The following is a 16,015-nucleotide window of genomic DNA, read 5'->3' as shown; positions in this document are numbered from 1 at the left end:
CTCCTGCTGGGGATGTTTATGGGGGGTTCTTTGGTGGGTGGGGGGCGGGGCACGGGGGGGGGGGGGCCGCCCCCGGCCGGGGCGGTGGGGCGGCGGCGGGGTGCGGCGGCGGCCGAGCCGGGGCTGCGGTTCGACCACGGCGGCTTCCCCCGGCACCGGGCGCCCGACGCGGGCCGGGGGCTGGCGGTCCGCCGGCGGGTGGTGACCACCGGGGTGCTCGCGGCCGTCCTGGCGGCGCCGGTGGTCGCGCTCTGGGCCGGGCACCGGGGCGGCGGCGGGGCGGGGACGGCGGCCTCGGTCTCGGCGGTGCGGGTGGACGGGCCCGGGCGGGACGCCGGGCAGCGGCCGCCGTGGTCGGCGGGGGCCGCGGTGGCGGCGGGAGCGGCGGCGGTCGTGGGCTCGGGGGTGCCGGGGCTGGAGCTGGCGGGCACGGGCGACCGGGGTGCGGGCGGCGGGGGCGGTACAAACGCTGCAGAAACGTTGCTGCACGGTTCTCCGCGGCTCACCTTGCAGGGGCCGCTGGTCCCGGTCCCGGCCCTCGGCGCGACCCCGCTCGGCAGCCCCGCCCTGGTCGCGGCCCCGGTCCCCCCGGCCGAACGGGCCTCCGCCCCGGGCCCGGGCGACCCGGCCCCGGCCGGACTGCTCACCGTCGAGGCCGGGGAGTACGGCAACCGGACGGTGCTCACGCTCACCAACTCCGGCACCACGGAGATCCGTTGGCACGCCGTGACGGACGCCGGCTGGCTCCGGCTCAGCCGCGACGCGGGGACGCTGGCCTCCGGGCAGCGGATCACCGTGATCGTCACCGTGGACGAGGAGCTCGCACCGGCCGGCCACTGGACCGCCCGGATCGCGCTGCCGCCCTCGGAGGCGGTGGTCACCCTGGAGGGCGGGCCGCAGGACCGGGGCGGGTCCGCGTCCTCCTCGGCTGAGCCGTCGTCGGGCGCCTCGCCCGGGCCGTCCGCCCCTCCTTCCGCTCCTTCTTCGTCGGTGTCTTCCTCGGTGCCTTCCTCCGCGCCGGCCACGGCTTCACCGACCCCGGCCCCGACGCCGGGCCGGACGGGCTCGCCGTCGCCCTCCGGATCGCCGAGCGGTGCGCCGACACCGGCGCCCACGGCGGCCCCGCCCGGCGGCGCCTCCCCGCACCCGACGGGGGCGGGGACGGCTTCGGGGCACTAGCGCTGTGCCAGCGCTGTGCGCGGAGGGGGCTGCGGGGTGCCGTCGGCGGCGGTGGGTCAGGAGCGGTGGATCGGGGGGATCCGGTAGGTGCCGTCCAGGACCACGGGTTCCGGCCGGTAGAGGCGGATGATCGGGCGGAACTCGCCGAGGGGGGTGGGGAGCCAGTTGGCGGCGGCGGTCGGGTCCTTGGGCGGCTCGTGCTGGAGGGTGATCGTGAGGGAGCCGTCCGGGTCGTGGACCAGGCCGGGGGTGCGGTCGCCGATCGAGTAGCGGTCGATCGGGTTCTCCACCAGGTAGTAGTCCGGCACCGAGTACATCGTGACGGACCAGAACGCGTGGGCCGGCGGGGGCTGTTCGAAGCGCAGGGTGTAGCTGTTGGCGCCGGTGAGCGGGCGGCCGTCGGAGTCGTCGTAGGTGGTCGCGTACGAGGCCTCGTAGGCGTGGTTGCCCCAGAGGCCGGCCCGGGCGGCGGCGGCACGGCTGAGGTAGGCGGCGCGGCGGTCGGGGATCCGCCATTCGGGGTCGTCCAGGGTGCCGGGGCCCAGGTGGTCGATGTTGTAGTCGAAGAGGTGCAGCGCGGAGCGCCATTCGCCGAGCGGGTGCTCCTCGGGCGGGCGGGTGGCGTCCTCGACCCGTTCCCGCCCGGAGGCCAGGCCCTTGGCGAGCGCGAGGGTCCACTCCGCGGCGGCCGCGCGGTACGGGGAGGCGCCGTCGTCCAGCAGGCCGAGCGGGGCGAAGCGGCGCTGGTACTCGATGTCGGGGGTGGCCGGCGGGAAGGCCTGCATCCACACCCGCAGGCGCTCGAAGAAGGCCAGCCGTTCGGGGACCTCCGGGTCGGGCTCGGGCAGTCCGGCGACCAGGCCGCCCGGCTCCAGCGGCTCCAGCTGCAGGCCGGCCCGCAGGGCCTTGACCCGGGGCAGGTCGTCCGGGCCGTTGCAGGCGAAGCGGCCGACGATCGTGCCGACGGTGGTGGGCAGTTCGATCACCCGGTCCGGGTCCGGCGCGGTGCCGTGCCAGTCGGGCGGGACGACCAGCCAGGTCTGGGCGTCGGTGCCGGTGGCGCGGCTGCCGAGGTAGGCGACGTTGTCGGTCCAGGCGCCGAGGAACTGCAGCACGTAGTAGGCGCCGGCGGTGTCCGGGACGTGCAGTACCTGGGGGCCCTCGGAGAGGTCGAGCTGGGCGATCGAGTAGACCGTGTCGTTGTTGACCGAGACGAAGTGGTCGCCCGGGCCGGCCAGCCGGGTGGCGTGGCTGAAGTGGTTGAACGGCGCCGCCGGGAGGGTGCCCAGGCCGCCCTTGGCGAAGCGCTCGACCATGGTGAGGCCGGCGACGAGCGGGTAGCCGTAGACGTAGGCGTCGGCGGCCAGGGCCTCCAGCTCGGGCAGGTTCATCGGGGGTCCTTCGTCGGTGCGGGCAGGGAGACCTGGGGCGGGTCAGCGTGGGCGGCGTGGGGCGGGTCAGCGTGGGGTGAGCGGCGGGGGCTGCCAGCGGCCGTCCAGGACGGACGCCTCCGGGCCGTGGATCCGGAGCACGACGGCGAACGGACCGTCCGGGGCGGGCAGCCAGTTGGCGGAGTGCTCGGCGTCGGCGGGGCGTTCGCGCTGGACGTAGAGGGTGAGGCCGCCGTCCCGGTCGTGGACCAGGCCGGGGGTGTGCCCGCCGACCGAGTAGCGGTCCAGGGGGTTGGCGACCAGCCGGTGGCCGGGGAGCGCGTACGCGGTCGCGGACCAGAAGAAGCGGGCCGGCGGCAGGGCGTCCGGGGCGAAGCGGATCAGGTGGTCGCGGTCCCCGGCGTCCGGCGGGCGGCGGCCCTCGCTGTCCGCGGCCCAACGGCCGTACCAGACCTCCTCGGTGGGCAGACCGTACGGGCCGAGCTCGGCGCCGACGGCCTGCCGGAGGAAGTCCCCGCCGAGTTCCGCGCGGGTACCGAAGAGGCTTGCGGAGTCACGGAGTTCGGCGACCGCGCGGGTCAGTCGGGCACGGCCGTCGGCGATCCCGCGGTCGAGCTCGGCGCGGACCTCCAGCGGGAGGACGGCGGGCTCGAACTCACCTCGGCCGTCGATCCCGAGGTCGGCCAGGCGGCCGCGCAACTCGGTTTCGGCGGGCGGGAGTTCATCGGTCAGCGGGAAGAAACCGAGCAGGAAGTCGAGGAAGGTGAGGAACTCGACACCGTCCAGGACCTCGTCGCGCCAGACCGGCCAGACCGGCTCCGGCGCGGGCGTGGGGGCCGGGGTGCCGGCGTACTCGTGCAGCGGGCGCAGCCGGTACCGCTCCTGGACGGCCTTCAGGGCGGCGAGGTCGGCGGGGGCGGTCCCGGTGAGGCGGGTGTGGGCGAGGACGCCGACCAGTCGGGTGGCGGTGCGGATCACGCCGGTGATGCCGGGCGGGGCCTCCCCCTGCCAGTCCGGACCGGCCACCAGGTAGTCCCCGGCCTGCCGGCCGGTGGCCCGGGAGCCGATCAACCCGGCCTGGAGGGTGTCGAGTTCGTGTACGGCGAGGACGTGGTAGCGCTCCTCGTCGGGGACCGAGAGCACCCAGGGCTCGGCGCGCAGGTCGAGCCAGGCGCGGGAGGGGAGGGTGTCGTTGTCGGGGGTGACCGCGTCGGTGTCGGCGGGGGTGGCCGGTCGGGTGGTGTGGCGGAAGACCCCGAAGCCGCCGACGTAGCCGGGGTCCGCGTCGTCCAGGGCTTGGGCGTAGAGGGTGCGGTAGTTCCGCAGGATGGGGTGGGCGCGGATCCAGGCCTCGGCCGCGGTCGTGCGGATGGTGGCCGGATCGACGAGTGCCGGGTTGACCATGCTGTCGTTCTCCCAGGCCGAATCAGGGCAGATCGGTACATCTGGGATGCTAAGGGGGGTGGGGTGGGGTGGCATGTCGGGCGGCGGCTGCCGGGCGGCGGGCGGTGGGGCCGGGCGCTCTGCTCAGAGCCGAGCCGGGCGTACCGGCGGGGTGACCTGGACAGGCTGGACGGTATGAGGATCCTCCTGCTCGGGGGTTCGTCCTTCCTGGGACGGGCCTACGCCGTCGAAGCACTCGCCCGCGGCCATCAGGTCACCACTTTCAACCGCGGCCGTCGCGCCCCCGACCTGCCCGGGGTCGAGGCCGTCCGGGGCGACCGCGACAGCGCCGAGGATCTCGCCCGGCTGGTCGGGGGCCGCCGGTGGGACGCCGTCGTCGACACCTCCGCCCAGCAGCCGGCGCAGGCCGCGCTCTCCGCACGACTGCTGCGTGACCGGGCCGACCACTACACCTTCGTCTCCTCGGTGCACGCCCACACCGACTGGGCCACCCAGGTGATCACCGAGGACTCCCCGCTCCTCCCCTGCCCCGCCGACACCCCGCCCGACCAGCCGTTCGGCCGCGAGCTGAAGGCGGGCTGCGAGCGGGCGGTGATGGAGGGCTTCGGCGCCGGACGCAGCCTGGTGCTCAGCAGCGGGCTGCTGGTCGGACCGTACGAGTTCGGCGGCCGGCTGCCCTGGTGGCTGGAGCGGATGGCCCGCGGCGGGCGGGTGCTCGCGCCCGGGGACCCGGGCCGGACCATCCAGGTGATCGACGTCCGGGACTTCGCCGCCTTCGGGCTCGACCTGTCGACGGCCGGGACGGCGGGACGCTTCCTCACCACCGCGCCGCCCGGACTGCTCACCTTCGGGCAGTGGCTGGAGACCTGCCGGGAGGTCGCGGGCGCGGTCGGCACCGAGCTGGTCCGGGTGGACGACGGCCCGCTGCTCGCCGAGGGGCCGGACCGGGTCGAGCCCTGGAGCGAACTCCCCTTCTGGGCACCGGACCTACCGGACTGGGCGTACATCTGGGAGGTCGACAGCAGCCGCGCCCGGGCGGCCGGACTGCGCTGCCGCCCGTTCGCGGAGACCGCGCGGGACACCTGGGAGTGGCTGCGCACCCGGGGGCCGGTCGAGGACACCGACGCCGAAGGGCGCAAGGGCGCGCCGGGATGGCCGGCCCGGCAGGGCATCGAACCGGCCAAGGAGCAGCGGCTGTTGGCCGCGCACGGCTGAGAGGTACGGATGCGTCGCGGGGCGCCGGAGTGGGAAGTCGGGCCGACCGACTTCCCACTCCGAACGGGCTCAGCAGATGCGCAGCGGGGTGCGCAGCGGCCGCTCAGTGGATGCGCAGTGGGTGCGCAGCCGGTGCTCAGTGGGTGCGGCGGGTCACCAGCTCGGCGAGCGCCAGCAGTTCGTCGGCCGCGGCCGGCTCCGGGACGGCCGCGGCCAGCTGCGCCATCGCCGCCGCCATCCGCTCGCAGGACTCGCCCTGCGCCCAGCCGCGTCCGCCGGCCGCATCCACGGCAGCCGCGCAGTCGGCCAACTCCTGGGCGCTGAGCGGCCGTTCGAGCGCGTAGAGCTCGGCGAGCCGGGCGCCCGCAAGGGTGCCCGAGCCGAGCGCCTTGACCACCGGCAGCGACTTCTTCCGGGCGACCAGGTCCGCGCCGACCGGCTTGCCGGTGACCGTCGGGTCCCCCCAGATGCCGATCAGGTCGTCGATCAGCTGGAAGGCCAGGCCGATTTCCCGGCCGAAGCCGTCCATCGCCTGCGCCGCCTCCTCGGAGCCGCCGCCGTACAGCGCGCCCATCGCACAGGCGGCGCCGAGCAGGGCGCCGGTCTTGGCCTCGGCCATCGCCAGGCACTCGGTGAGCGAGACGTCGTTGCGCTGTTCGAAGGCGCAGTCGATCTGCTGGCCCTCGCAGAGTTCGACCACGCAGTCGGCGAGCCGGCGGATCGCGCCCCGGGCGGCCGGGTGGGCGTCCTCGGCGACCAGCCGCAGAGCGAGGGAGTGCATCGCGTCGCCGGCCAGGATGGCCTCGGTGGTGCCGAACACCCGCCAGGCGGTGGGTCGGTGACGGCGGGTCTCGTCCCGGTCGATGACGTCGTCGTGGAGCAGGGTGAAGTTGTGGACCAGCTCCACCGCGGCGGCCGCGGCGGCGGCCTTGGCGGGGGTGCCTCCGAGGGCCTGGGTGGCGGCGAGGACCAGGGCCGGGCGGATCGCCTTGCCGGAGGAGGACTCGGAGGGCGTGCCGTCCGCCTCCCACCAGCCGAAGTGGTAGCCGGCGACCTTGCGCATCGTGCCGGGCAGCGAGTCGACGGCGGCCCGCAGGACCGGGTCGACCAGCCCGCGGGCGCGGGCGAGGATGTCCGCCGCCTCGTGGCCCTCTTTGTGGTCCCGCTCCAGCGTGGAGCTCGTCATGGGTGTTCTCCCCCCGTAGGGCGCCTGTCGTGGGCCGGCCGGCCCGGTCGGGGCGGTCGGGTGGTGCTGGGGCGTGTCTGAGGCGTGGGGCGGGCCCGAGGCGGCGGGCGGCTCTGCGACGCAGGGCGACTCCGGGGCGGCGGGCCGGTGGCCGTACGCGCCGCAGCGCGCCGCCCGGCCGGGGCGGATCTCCCCGGTCGGACGGCGCGGATGCGCAGCGGGTCCTCAGTGGGCGCGGCGGCTCAGCGCTGGGCGATGTCCACGTTCTCCAGCACGCCGACGGCGTCCGGGACGAGGATCGCGGCCGAGTAGTACGCGCTCACCAGGTACGAAATGATGGCCTTCTCGTCGATTCCCATGAACCGCACCGAAAGGCTCGGCTGGTATTCGTCCGGAATTCCGGTCTGGTGCAGGCCGACGACACCCTGGTTGTCCTCGCCGACGCGCATCGCGATGATCGAGCTGGTGTGCCCGCCGACGATCGGGATCTTGTTGCACGGGAAGATCGGCACCCCGCGCCAGGAGCCGATGTGCTTGCCCTCGACCTCGACGGTGCCCGGGTAGAGGCCGCGCTTGCTGCACTCCCGGCCGAAGGCGGCGATGGCCTTGGGGTGGGCCAGGAACATCTTGGTGCTGCGGCGGCGGCTGAGCAGCTCGTCCATGTCGTCCGGGGTGGGCGGGCCGGAGTGGGTCTGGATCCGCTGGTCGTACTCGGCGCTCTCCAGCAGCCCGAACTCGGGGTTGTTGACGAGCTCGTGCTCCTGGCGCTCGCGCAGCGCCTCGATGGTCAGCCGGAGCTGGTGCTCGGTCTGGTTCATCGGCTGGTTGTAGAGGTCGGCGACGCGGCTGTGGACCTTGAGGATGGTCTGCGCGACGCTCAGCTCGTACTCGCGCGGCTTGAGCTCGTAGTCCACGAAGGCGCCGGGCAGGTCGTACTCGCCCTGGTGGCCGGCGGAGAGGTCGATCGCGGCCTCGCCGTGCTTGTTCTGCGCCTGCTGGAAGCCGTTCAGGTACTCCATGATCTGCAGCTGCAGCGACTCGGAGCGGTCGTGCAGCTCCTGGAAGGAGGGCCAGGTGAGCGCCATCACCGTGCCGGCCGTGGCGGCGCGGACGGTGTACGGCCAGACGCCGTCCTCCTCCTGGAGCGCCTCGTCGCCCAGGTGGTCGCCGTCGGCGAGGGTGCCGACCACCGTCTCCTCGCCGTACTTGCCGGTGCCGAGGCGGTCGAGCTTGCCGTGCGCGATGAGGAAGACCTCGGTGATCGGCGCGCCCGCGCTGACCAGGACGTCCCCCGGGTTGAACTGGCGCTGCACGAAGCGGCCGGCCAGCTCCTGCAGCACCGCCTCGTCCTCGTACCCGCGCAGCACCGGCACCTCGGCCAGCGTCTGCGGGACGACCCGCACCTCGGAACCGGTCTTGACGAAGCTCACCCGGCCGCGGCCGACCTTGTGACGCAGTCGGCGGTTGACCCGGTACGTACCGCCGGAGACCTGCACCCAGGGCAGCATCTTGAGCAGCCAGCGCGGACTGATGCCCTGCATCTGCGGCGCGGACTTGGTGGTCGTGGCGAGGTTCCGCGCGCCCGCCGTGCTCAGGGACTGCTGCTGCCGGATCTCCGGTTGCGCGCCCGGAGCAGGAACACCGGCATTGGTTTCGGTCGACATATGGGGAGCCCTTCGCAAACCCGATGAAGTGTCGCCTTGCACATTCATGTTGCAGCTTCATGGTGGGCCCGTTCGGAGGCTGACCGCAATCACTCATTCGAGTGGTTCCGAATAACCGAACAAATAGTACGACTAGATCACCTGATCGATATCTGTTCGACTTTTTATTCGAACTGATCGGAATGCCGGGCCCCATCTTCCCCCATCGACCGCCCCGTCCGCGTCACCCCTTGACACCTCCCGTACGCGTCGACCCCACCGTTCGAAGCCGTCGAACAGGCCGCTAGGGTGCCCTGACCCTTCGTCAACTACGGTCCTGGAGGCGTCGCATGACCTCACCCGTACGGGTCTGGCTGAACCGCACCTACTCCGAGAACGTCTTCTTCATCGAGCAACTCCGCACCGCCGCACGCCCGGTGATCGTCCACGCCACCCACGCCGACCCGGACTCCCCGGTCCTCGCCGCCGCCGACCACGGCGGCCCCGAACCCGCCGACCTGCCCGCCGACGCCTACGTCGACTACGCCCTGGACTACTGCGCCCGGCACGCCGTCGACGTCTTCCTCCCCCAACTCCACCAGCTCGCCGTCGCGCTGGCCCGGCCGGCGTTCGAGGCGATCGGCACCGCCCTGCTCTGCCCGCCCGCCGGCGCGATCGCGACCTTCCGGAGCAAGGCCGACGGCTACACCGCGATCGACGCCGCCGGACTGCCCACCCCACCCCGGTGGCGGGTCCGCACCCCGGACGAACTGCTGGCCGCCGTCGACCTGATCGAGGGCGACGGGCACACCGCCTGCCTCAAACCCACCACCGGCGCGGGCGGCGCGGGCTTCCGGGTGCTCACCCGGGAGCCGTACGGCCCGACCCGGTTGCGGGGCTGGGACCACCGGGTGCAGGTCGGGCAGGTGGCGGCGGCGCTGGCCGTGCCCGGGCACGACGTCGACCTGCTGGTGATGCCGTACCTGGACGGGCCGGAGGTCTCGGTGGACTGCCTGGCCGACCGGGACGGCCGCCCGCTCACCGTGGTCGGCCGCACCAAGGACGGGCGCCGCCGGGGCTTCACCACCGCGGAACGCCACCTGGAACCGGTGCGGCGGCTGGTCGGGGCGAGTGCGATGGCGTACCTGAGCAACGTCCAGTTCCGGCAGTGGGAGGGGCGGCCGGTGGTGATCGACGTCAACACCCGCCCGGCCGCCGGGCTGTACCAACTACGGCTGTGCGGGCTCAACCTGGCCTGGGACGCGGTGCGGCTGGCGCTCGGGGAGCGGGTCGAGGCCCGCACGGTGCCGGCGGCGGCGGTGGAGGGCGTCGAGTACACGCTGGTGTCCGGGATCCAGCCGGTGCTGCCGCGCACCGCCGCGGTGCCGGCCCGGCGGGCCTGACGGTCCGGACGGTCGGCGCGGGCGCGGGCGCGGGCACGGAAGGCATGGCGGGCGCTATGGCTACAGCGGGCCGGTCCAGTCCAGCGTCGGCTCCAACACCCCTTCCAGGGTGAGCAGCCAGCGCTTGACCTCGATCCCGACCCGGCCGCCGCCGAAGCCACCGATCCCGTCCGCCGCCACCACCCGGTGGCAGGGCACCAGCAGGGCGACCGGGTTGGCGGCCATCATCTGCCCGACCGTCCGGGCGGCCAGGCCGGGTTCGGTGACGTCCTCGAACACCCCGCTGCGGGCGGCCAGTTCGCCGTAGGTGACGGTCCGGCCGTACGGCACCTGCTCCCAGAGCGTCCGCAGCACCGTGCGGTGCGGTCCGGAGCTCAGGCTCCAGTCGATCGGCAGGCCCAACTCGCGGGTGCGGCCCGCCAGGTAGGCGCCGATCCGCTCGGTGACGGCGTCGGACTTCGCCGGGTCGGTGCACGGCGGGGCCGCGTCCGCCCGCACCCCGTAGCCGGCTGCAGCCACGCCCAGCGGCGTCACCCCGATCTGCATCGGGCCACTGGGCAGCGGGGTCGGCACGGTCAGCCAGGACACGGACGACGACCGGGACTGCGACACGTTCGGGCCCCCACCCTCCACCGGGCCGACCGCCGGGCGTCCCGGCGGCCAGGGGGCGGGCTCGCCCCGCGCGCCATCGTACGGCGGGCGGGGCGGGCCACCGACCGACCCGGTCGAGGCCGGGGCGGTCCGGGCCGGGGCGGTCGTGACCGCTCTGGTCGCGGCCGGGGTCGCTCCGGTCAGAGCTGCCGCTTCAGCGTGCGGGCGGTCGAGGCGCACCAGTGCACCAGTTCGGAGCGGTCCGGGCTGCGTCCCTCGCACAGGACGGCGACCTGGGCGTCGGAGATCCGGTCCGGCCCCGGGATCTCCAGCAGGTACGCCAGGTCGGCCAGGACGGTGGCCAGCCGTTCCGTGGTCTCGTGGTCCAGGGTGGCCGCGGCCTGGTGGTGGCCGATGGTGAGCGAACCGGGCATGATCGAACCTCCTCCGTCACCCCCGTGCCTCCACCGTACGACCGTCCCGGCCACCCCGCCCGCCGCGGAGGCACGCACGCGTGGGCGGAGCGACCGGCGGTACTCCGGGGCCGGCCGGGTACGGTGCGCGGTGGGCCGCACCGGTGGCCGGGGGTGCGCCCCGAAGCCGTCCGAGGGGTGCGTCAGGTGTCCGGGCCTTCCTCCCAGCGACGATTCCGTACGGCCGGTACGCCCAACACTACGACCCCGGCCACCACTTGCCAGACCGACCCGAGCAACAGCACCCCGCCGGTGCCGAACCGGGCCGCCGCGGGGCCGGCCGCCGCCAGCCCGAGCGGGCCGAGGACGAAGGAGCCGAGCGCCCCGAAGGAGGTCAGCCGGCCCAGCAGGGCCGCGGGCACCCAGTGCTGCATCGTCGTGCCGTACAGGCTCCCGCAGACCGCCGAGCCGACCCCCGCCACCAGCGCGCCCGCGACCACCCAGGGCAGCGCCGCCCCGGCCGCCAGCGCGGCGGACGGCAGCGCCCAGACCAGGCCGGCCGCGGTGGCCAGCGCGAGCGGGCGGCCGGGGCGACGGCCCAGCATCAGCAGCCCGCCCAGCACCGCGCCAGCCCCGTACAGGCCCATCACCAGGCCCCAGGCCCGGGCGCCGCCCAGCTCCCGCTGCGCGGTGAGCGGGCCGAGCACCAGGAACGGGGCCCAGACCAGCAGGTTGAACAGGCCCATCTGCGCGGTGGTGATCCACAGCCACGGGCGGGCGGCGAACTCCGACCAGCCGGACCGCAGTTCGTGGACCACCGAGCCCCCGCCGCCGGCGGGTGGTCGGTCCGGGAGCCGCAGCCCGGCCAGCGCGAGGGCGCCGACACCGTACGTCAGCGCGTCGATCAACAGCACGGCGGCCGGTCCCCGGGTCGCGGTGACCAGGCCGGCCAGCGCGGGCCCGGCCACCGTGGACACCGAACGCGACAGGCCCAGCAGGGTGTTGCCGTCCGCCAGCAGCTCCCTGCGGCGCACCAGGTCGGGCACGATCGCGCCGAGGGCGGGCATGAACAGCCCCTCCCCGATCCCCCAGACCGCCACCAGGACCACCATCGCCCAGACCGGCGCGCGCCCGGCCGCCAGCAGCGCGGCGAACAGCGCCTGGACCAGGCCGCGCAGCACGTCCGAGCCGAGCATCAGCCGGCGGCTGCCCAGCCGGTCGGCGATCACCCCGCCGGCCAGCAGGACCAGCACCACCGGGAGGATCCGGGCGGCCATCACCCAACCGAGGTCGGTGCCCGTCCCGCCGCCGTCCAGCACCGCGAAGGCGACCGCGACCGGCGCCATCGAGGAGCCGAGGAGGGAGGTCGTGTAGCCGATGAAGAAGCGGGTGAATTCGCGCTCGCCCAGCACGGCGAGACGGTCTCCGAGCGGCCTTCGGCGGGCCCGGATCCGTTCTGTTTCCACTGCCATGGACAGCCAGTCTGCGGCGCGGCGGGAACCGGGTTCAAGGGTTTCCGGGGAAAAACCTGAGCCTGGTGTCATCAATTTCTCCGGAATCCTCGCTGCCGCAGTAAATACTTCCCCATAAGCCGATTCACCTGCGGTTTACTGCGCTTCCTGGATACCCTTGAGTGAAAGGTTCCTCGGGTATTTACTGCGGTAGAAGGCGGCGCACGTGACGGAACTCCCCCCGGTCGAGTACGGCCTCGCCGTCGAGCGCTACCTGGCCGCCTCCGGGCTCGCCGAGGGCTCCCGGCGGATCTACCGGATCGCGCTGGACACCTGGGCCTGGGCACTCGCCGACCGGCCCGCCCCCACCGGCCCCGAACGGCGGCGCGCCCGCCCGCCCGTGCTGCCGCTCGCCCTGCTCGACCACCCGGACGCCGCCGCCCGGCTGCGCACCGCCGTCGCCCGACGCGGCACCGACACCGACCCGCGCACCCTCAGCCGCGAACTCTCCACCCTCCGGGCGGCCGTGGCCTGGTGGCGCGGCCGGGGCTGGATCGACGGCGACCCCAGCGCCGGGCTGCGGCCCGGGCCGTTGCCCGGAACGTTGCCCGGAGCATTGCGCGGAGCGGCCGATCCCGGCAGCGGGGACGCGGTCGGGGACACCGCCGGGATTGCGGTCGGGGAGGCCGGTTCGACGCCGTTGACCCCCGAGCAGCTGCGCACCCTGTTCGCCGGCCGCGCCCCGCTGCGCGAACAGACGCTCTGGCAGCTGCTGCACGAGTCCGGCGCCGGCATCGAGGCCGTACTGGCCCTGAACACCGACCAGTTGGACCTGCCCGGCCGCCGCACCCACCCCCGACCCGGCCGGCCCCGGATCCACTGGGGCGCCGGCACCGCCCGGCTGCTCCCGCTGCTGATCGCCGGCCGCTCCGGCGGCCCGCTCTTCCTCACCGACCGCCGGGCCCGGGCCGGCACCCCCGCCGCCGACCGCTGCCCGCACACCGGTCGTGCCCGGCTCTCGTACCGCCGGGCGGCCGAACTCTTCGGCGCCCGGGCCCGGTTGCTCGGGGAGGAGTGGACGCTGCGGCAGCTGCGGGCGGAGCGTCGGGCCGGGCGTCGGACGGGGACCACGGCCCGGCGGGGGCAGGTCAGCGGTTGAGCCTGGTCGCCAGTCCGGCGGCGCGGTCGAGCCGGGCGTAGCCGTCGTCGTGGGCCAGCAGTTCGGTGTGGCTGCCGCAGGCCGCGACCCGGCCCTCGCGCAGCAGGACGATCCGGTCGGCGTGCCGTACGGTCAGCAGGTTGTGCGAGATGATGATCGTCGTACGGCCGCTCATCAGCCGTCCCAGCGGCTCCAGGATCCGCCGCCCCGACTCCGCGTCCAGCCCGGTGGTCGGCTCGTCGAGCAGCAGCACGGGCGCGTCCCGGATCATCGCCCGGGCGATCGCGATCCGCTGGCGCTGGCCGCCGGACAGCAACCGTCCGTGCTGGCCCACCACCGTGTCGTAGCCCTCCGGCAGCCGACTGACGAACTCGTGCGCGTCGGCGGCCCGGGCGGCCGCCGTGATCTGGGCGTCGGTGGCCCCCGGGCGGCCGTAGGCGATGTTCTCCCGGATGCTGCCGTGGATGACCAGGGTCTCCTGGAGCAGCACCGCGATGTGCTCGCGCAGGTCGGCCATCGCCAGTTCGCGCAGGTCCGTCCCGTCCAGTCGGACGGATCCGCGCTCCGGGTCGTAGAAGCGCAGCAGCAGCTTGGCGATCGTCGACTTGCCCGCTCCGCTCTCCCCGACCAGCGCGACCGTCTCGCCCGGCTCGGCCCGGAAGGAGACGTCGTCCAGCGCCGCCCGGAGCGAGTCCGGGTAGCTGAACCGCACCCCGTCGAAGGCCACCGCCCCGCGCACCCGGGCCGGGCGCAGCGGCCGCGGCGGATCCGCCACCTGCGGGCGCTGGTCGAGCAGTTCGATGATCCGCTCGGCGGAGGCCGCGGCGGAGAAGAAGGCGTTGCTGAGTTGTCCGATCCCGTGGATCGGTTCGTAGAGGCGGCTCAACAGGGCTACGAAGACCAGGAGTTCACCGAGAGTGAGGCGGTCGTGAGCCATCTCCCAGGCGCCCAGCCCGAGCACGATCAGGCCGCCGATCAGCTCCAGCATGTCCACGATCGGGGTGAACGTCGCACGCAGCCGGGTCGCCGACATGGTCGCCCGGAAGCGGCCCAGGTTCTCCCGCACGAACCGCTTCTGCTCCCAGTCCTGCCGGTTGTACGCCTGCACCAGGGCGATGTTGCCCAGCGTCTCCTCGGCGAGGGCGCTGACCGAGCCGCTGCGCCGCCGCCGCTCGCGGGAGGCCGTCTTCACCCGGGCCGAGAAGTGCCGGGCGGTGACCCAGAACAGTGGCACGACCACCAGTGCGGTCAGCGCGAGGTCCCAGCGCAGGTAGAACAACACGCCCAGGAAGACCGCCAGTTCGGCGACGTACGCGACCGCTTCCAGGATGCCGGACAGCAGAAAGGTCTCGACCGCCTCGATGTCCGAGGTCAGCCGGGACAACACGTCGCCCAGTCGGCGCCGTTCGAAGAAGCTCAGCGGCAGGTCCTGGAGGTGCTGGAAGACGTCCGTGCGCAGTTCGAGCAGGAAGCGTTCGCTGACCCAGGTCGAGGCCATCTCGTCCACGAAGCCCAACGCGCCGGCCAGCAGGGCCAGTCCGGCGTACGCGAGCGCGACCGGCAGGAACAGTCCGTACCGGTGCGGCACCAGCACGTCGTCGATGACGATCTTGAACAGCCAGATCATCGCCGCGTCGACCACCGGTCCGAGCAGGACGATCACCAGCAACGGCACCAGCCAGCGCCGTCCGCCGCGGGTGTAGGGCCAGAACCGCCGGAAGGTCCGCCGCAACGAGACCGTCGGAGCCGGGGCGACGACCGGTTCGGACCGGTCCTCTCCCTCGCTCTCGTCGACGGTCAGCCACCGCCGCGGCGACCACACCTGCTCGTCCTGGCCCTACACCATCAGCGATCCGTCAGCCGTCAATACCGACCGTGCCGACGGCCCCGTCCACGACCACGACCCCGACGGCCACGGCCCCGGTCTCCCCTGTCGAACCGGTCATCCCGGTCGTAACGGTCGTCGCCGTAGCCGCGTCCGCCCCTGCCACGGGACGAGTGCCACATCGACGGCACCAGATTGGCGAGCACGCTCATCGCTGCCACCTTTCTTCGAGCGACCCCCAGGTTGATCCTTGGTTTCTCCCCCACCGAGGGATACGGACGGGCGGGCGGGGGTGCTCAGTGCGTGCTCGAAGAAATCCGCGGTCGGGTCGGGCGGCGGCCGGGACCGCCGTGGCGGACGGCGCGCGACGGCGGTTGCGGAGCCTCGCGACGGCGGTTGCGGAGCCTGTTACGGACCCTGTTGCGGGCCCTGTTACGGAGCCCGCGCGAAGACCGTTACGGAGCCGATGGGCGGCCGTGACGCGGCCGGGCGGGCACCGCGACACGGCGCTCCTACTGTCGCTGGCGACGCACCGGCCACCCCCGGCCGGGCGTGACGCAGACCAAGGAGAACCGCCCCATGAGCAGGACCCCGCGCCGGACCCGCACCGACCGTTCGCCCGCCCGTCGCATGCTGGCGGTCTGCGCCCTGACCGGCGCCGCGCTGGTGACCGTCGTCACCGGCGGGCAGGCCTGGGCCGACGGCACCCCGCAGCCGGCCCCGGCCAAGCCGACCGCCGCCCCCGCCGACGGGTCGGCCGCCGGCGCGACCTCGGCCCGTCCGACCCCCTCCGCGGCGGCCGTCGAGCCCGGCTCCGCCGCCGCCCCCGGCGTCGTCGGCACCGCCAAGCCGGCCCACCCGGGCGCCACCGGTCAGCCCACCCCCGCCCCGGCCGGCGGCCAGCCGCAGGTCCGCGAGGTGCCGAAGGGTGCCGCCCAGGCCGGTGACGGCTCGGGCGCGACGGACGGCAACGGCCTGATGCTGGCGGGCGGCGGCGCCGTCGCGGCCGTCGGCGCCGGTGCGCTGGGCTTCGCCCTGCTGCGTCGCCGCTCCGGTGCGCGTGGCTGACACCGGTCCCGAGTCCGCCGGGCACCCCGGCGCCCTTCCCCCGCACCCGGCCGGGGGGGGAAGCGGCGCCGGGGTGCCCCGGGCGGC

Annotated in this window: 13 protein-coding genes; 5 read left to right on the top strand and 8 right to left on the bottom strand. The window is 74.6% G+C overall.

All coding sequences use genetic code 11. The features are described 5' to 3' along the window. The first annotated feature begins 84 nt into the window (after positions 1-84). Positions 85-1,179, top strand: coding sequence for a BACON domain-containing protein (locus tag ABTZ03_RS43110; protein WP_350518746.1), 1,095 nt, complete (start codon positions 85-87; stop codon positions 1,177-1,179). 56 nt (positions 1,180-1,235) lie between these two features. Here the strand turns inward: ABTZ03_RS43110 and ABTZ03_RS43105 are convergent, their stop codons facing one another. Further along, the gene (locus ABTZ03_RS43105) at positions 1,236-2,570 is read right to left on the bottom strand and encodes a DUF1254 domain-containing protein (protein WP_350518745.1); all 1,335 of its coding nucleotides are present in this window, start codon (positions 2,568-2,570) and stop codon (positions 1,236-1,238) included. Positions 2,571-2,636: 66 nt separating this feature from the next. Further along, positions 2,637-3,974: a DUF1254 domain-containing protein gene (locus tag ABTZ03_RS43100; RefSeq protein WP_350518744.1), complete on the bottom strand. Its 1,338-nt coding sequence runs from the start codon at positions 3,972-3,974 to the stop codon at positions 2,637-2,639. A gap of 174 nt (positions 3,975-4,148) precedes the next feature. On the opposite strand from ABTZ03_RS43100, the gene ABTZ03_RS43095 reads away from it, so the two are divergent. Further along, positions 4,149-5,189 (top strand): NAD-dependent epimerase/dehydratase family protein, encoded by a 1,041-nt coding sequence (locus ABTZ03_RS43095; RefSeq protein ID WP_350518743.1) that lies wholly within the window; start codon positions 4,149-4,151, stop codon positions 5,187-5,189. 136 nt (positions 5,190-5,325) lie between these two features. On the opposite strand, the gene ABTZ03_RS43090 is transcribed toward ABTZ03_RS43095, so the two are convergent. Both ABTZ03_RS43090 and ABTZ03_RS43085 read right to left on the bottom strand, forming a co-directional pair. Continuing rightward, entirely contained in the window at positions 5,326-6,375 is a 1,050-nt protein-coding gene (locus tag ABTZ03_RS43090; protein ID WP_350518742.1) for a family 2 encapsulin nanocompartment cargo protein polyprenyl transferase, read from the bottom strand. Between the two features lie 242 nt (positions 6,376-6,617). Beyond that, positions 6,618-8,039 carry a family 2B encapsulin nanocompartment shell protein gene (locus ABTZ03_RS43085; RefSeq protein WP_350518741.1) on the bottom strand — a complete coding sequence of 474 codons (1,422 nt, stop codon included), beginning with the start codon at positions 8,037-8,039 and terminating at the stop codon, positions 6,618-6,620. Positions 8,040-8,368: 329 nt separating this feature from the next. Here ABTZ03_RS43085 and ABTZ03_RS43080 point away from each other — a divergent pair, with 329 nt between their 5' ends. After that, positions 8,369-9,421 (top strand): ATP-grasp domain-containing protein, encoded by a 1,053-nt coding sequence (locus ABTZ03_RS43080; RefSeq protein ID WP_350518740.1) that lies wholly within the window; start codon positions 8,369-8,371, stop codon positions 9,419-9,421. A gap of 60 nt (positions 9,422-9,481) precedes the next feature. On the opposite strand, the gene ABTZ03_RS43075 is transcribed toward ABTZ03_RS43080, so the two are convergent. From ABTZ03_RS43075 to ABTZ03_RS43065, 3 genes are all read right to left on the bottom strand, one after another. Further along, complete coding sequence (locus tag ABTZ03_RS43075) at positions 9,482-10,009, bottom strand: methylated-DNA--[protein]-cysteine S-methyltransferase (RefSeq protein ID WP_350518739.1); 528 nt, start codon at positions 10,007-10,009, stop codon at positions 9,482-9,484. A gap of 203 nt (positions 10,010-10,212) precedes the next feature. Continuing rightward, positions 10,213-10,446 carry a hypothetical protein gene (locus ABTZ03_RS43070; protein ID WP_350518738.1) on the bottom strand — a complete coding sequence of 78 codons (234 nt, stop codon included), beginning with the start codon at positions 10,444-10,446 and terminating at the stop codon, positions 10,213-10,215. Between the two features lie 182 nt (positions 10,447-10,628). Continuing rightward, positions 10,629-11,897, bottom strand: a complete 1,269-nt coding sequence (locus ABTZ03_RS43065) for an MFS transporter (protein WP_350518737.1) — start codon at positions 11,895-11,897, stop codon at positions 10,629-10,631. A 205-nt stretch (positions 11,898-12,102) separates the two neighbouring features. Here ABTZ03_RS43065 and ABTZ03_RS43060 point away from each other — a divergent pair, with 205 nt between their 5' ends. Further along, a complete protein-coding gene (locus tag ABTZ03_RS43060; protein ID WP_350518736.1) occupies positions 12,103-13,035 on the top strand; it encodes a site-specific integrase in 933 nt (310 codons plus the stop codon). On the opposite strand, the gene ABTZ03_RS43055 is transcribed toward ABTZ03_RS43060, so the two are convergent. Next, positions 13,025-14,857 (bottom strand): ABC transporter ATP-binding protein, encoded by a 1,833-nt coding sequence (locus ABTZ03_RS43055; protein WP_350518735.1) that lies wholly within the window; start codon positions 14,855-14,857, stop codon positions 13,025-13,027. The two genes, ABTZ03_RS43060 and ABTZ03_RS43055, sit on opposite strands and share 11 nt — an antisense overlap. 582 nt (positions 14,858-15,439) lie before the next feature. On the opposite strand from ABTZ03_RS43055, the gene ABTZ03_RS43050 reads away from it, so the two are divergent. Next, complete coding sequence (locus ABTZ03_RS43050; RefSeq protein WP_350518734.1) at positions 15,440-15,928, top strand: hypothetical protein; 489 nt, start codon at positions 15,440-15,442, stop codon at positions 15,926-15,928. Positions 15,929-16,015 lie beyond the last annotated feature (87 nt).

Source organism: Kitasatospora sp. NPDC096077 (assembly GCF_040303245.1).
Lineage (GTDB): Bacteria > Actinomycetota > Actinomycetes > Streptomycetales > Streptomycetaceae > Kitasatospora.
This window is presented reverse-complemented; position numbering and strand designations above follow the sequence as displayed.

Excerpts from the sequence above, each read along its gene's own strand:
- ABTZ03_RS43105 (WP_350518745.1), bottom strand. The coding sequence starts at position 2,570 with ATGAACCTGCCCGAGCTGGAGGCCCTGGCCGCCGACGCCTACGTCTAC.
- ABTZ03_RS43100 (WP_350518744.1), bottom strand. The coding sequence starts at position 3,974 with ATGGTCAACCCGGCACTCGTCGATCCGGCCACCATCCGCACGACCGCG.
- ABTZ03_RS43095 (WP_350518743.1), top strand. The coding sequence starts at position 4,149 with ATGAGGATCCTCCTGCTCGGGGGTTCGTCCTTCCTGGGACGGGCCTAC.
- ABTZ03_RS43090 (WP_350518742.1), bottom strand. The coding sequence starts at position 6,375 with ATGACGAGCTCCACGCTGGAGCGGGACCACAAAGAGGGCCACGAGGCG.
- ABTZ03_RS43085 (WP_350518741.1), bottom strand. The coding sequence starts at position 8,039 with ATGTCGACCGAAACCAATGCCGGTGTTCCTGCTCCGGGCGCGCAACCG.
- ABTZ03_RS43080 (WP_350518740.1), top strand. The coding sequence starts at position 8,369 with ATGACCTCACCCGTACGGGTCTGGCTGAACCGCACCTACTCCGAGAAC.
- ABTZ03_RS43070 (WP_350518738.1), bottom strand. The coding sequence starts at position 10,446 with ATGCCCGGTTCGCTCACCATCGGCCACCACCAGGCCGCGGCCACCCTG.
- ABTZ03_RS43065 (WP_350518737.1), bottom strand. The coding sequence starts at position 11,897 with ATGGCAGTGGAAACAGAACGGATCCGGGCCCGCCGAAGGCCGCTCGGA.
- ABTZ03_RS43050 (WP_350518734.1), top strand. The coding sequence starts at position 15,440 with ATGAGCAGGACCCCGCGCCGGACCCGCACCGACCGTTCGCCCGCCCGT.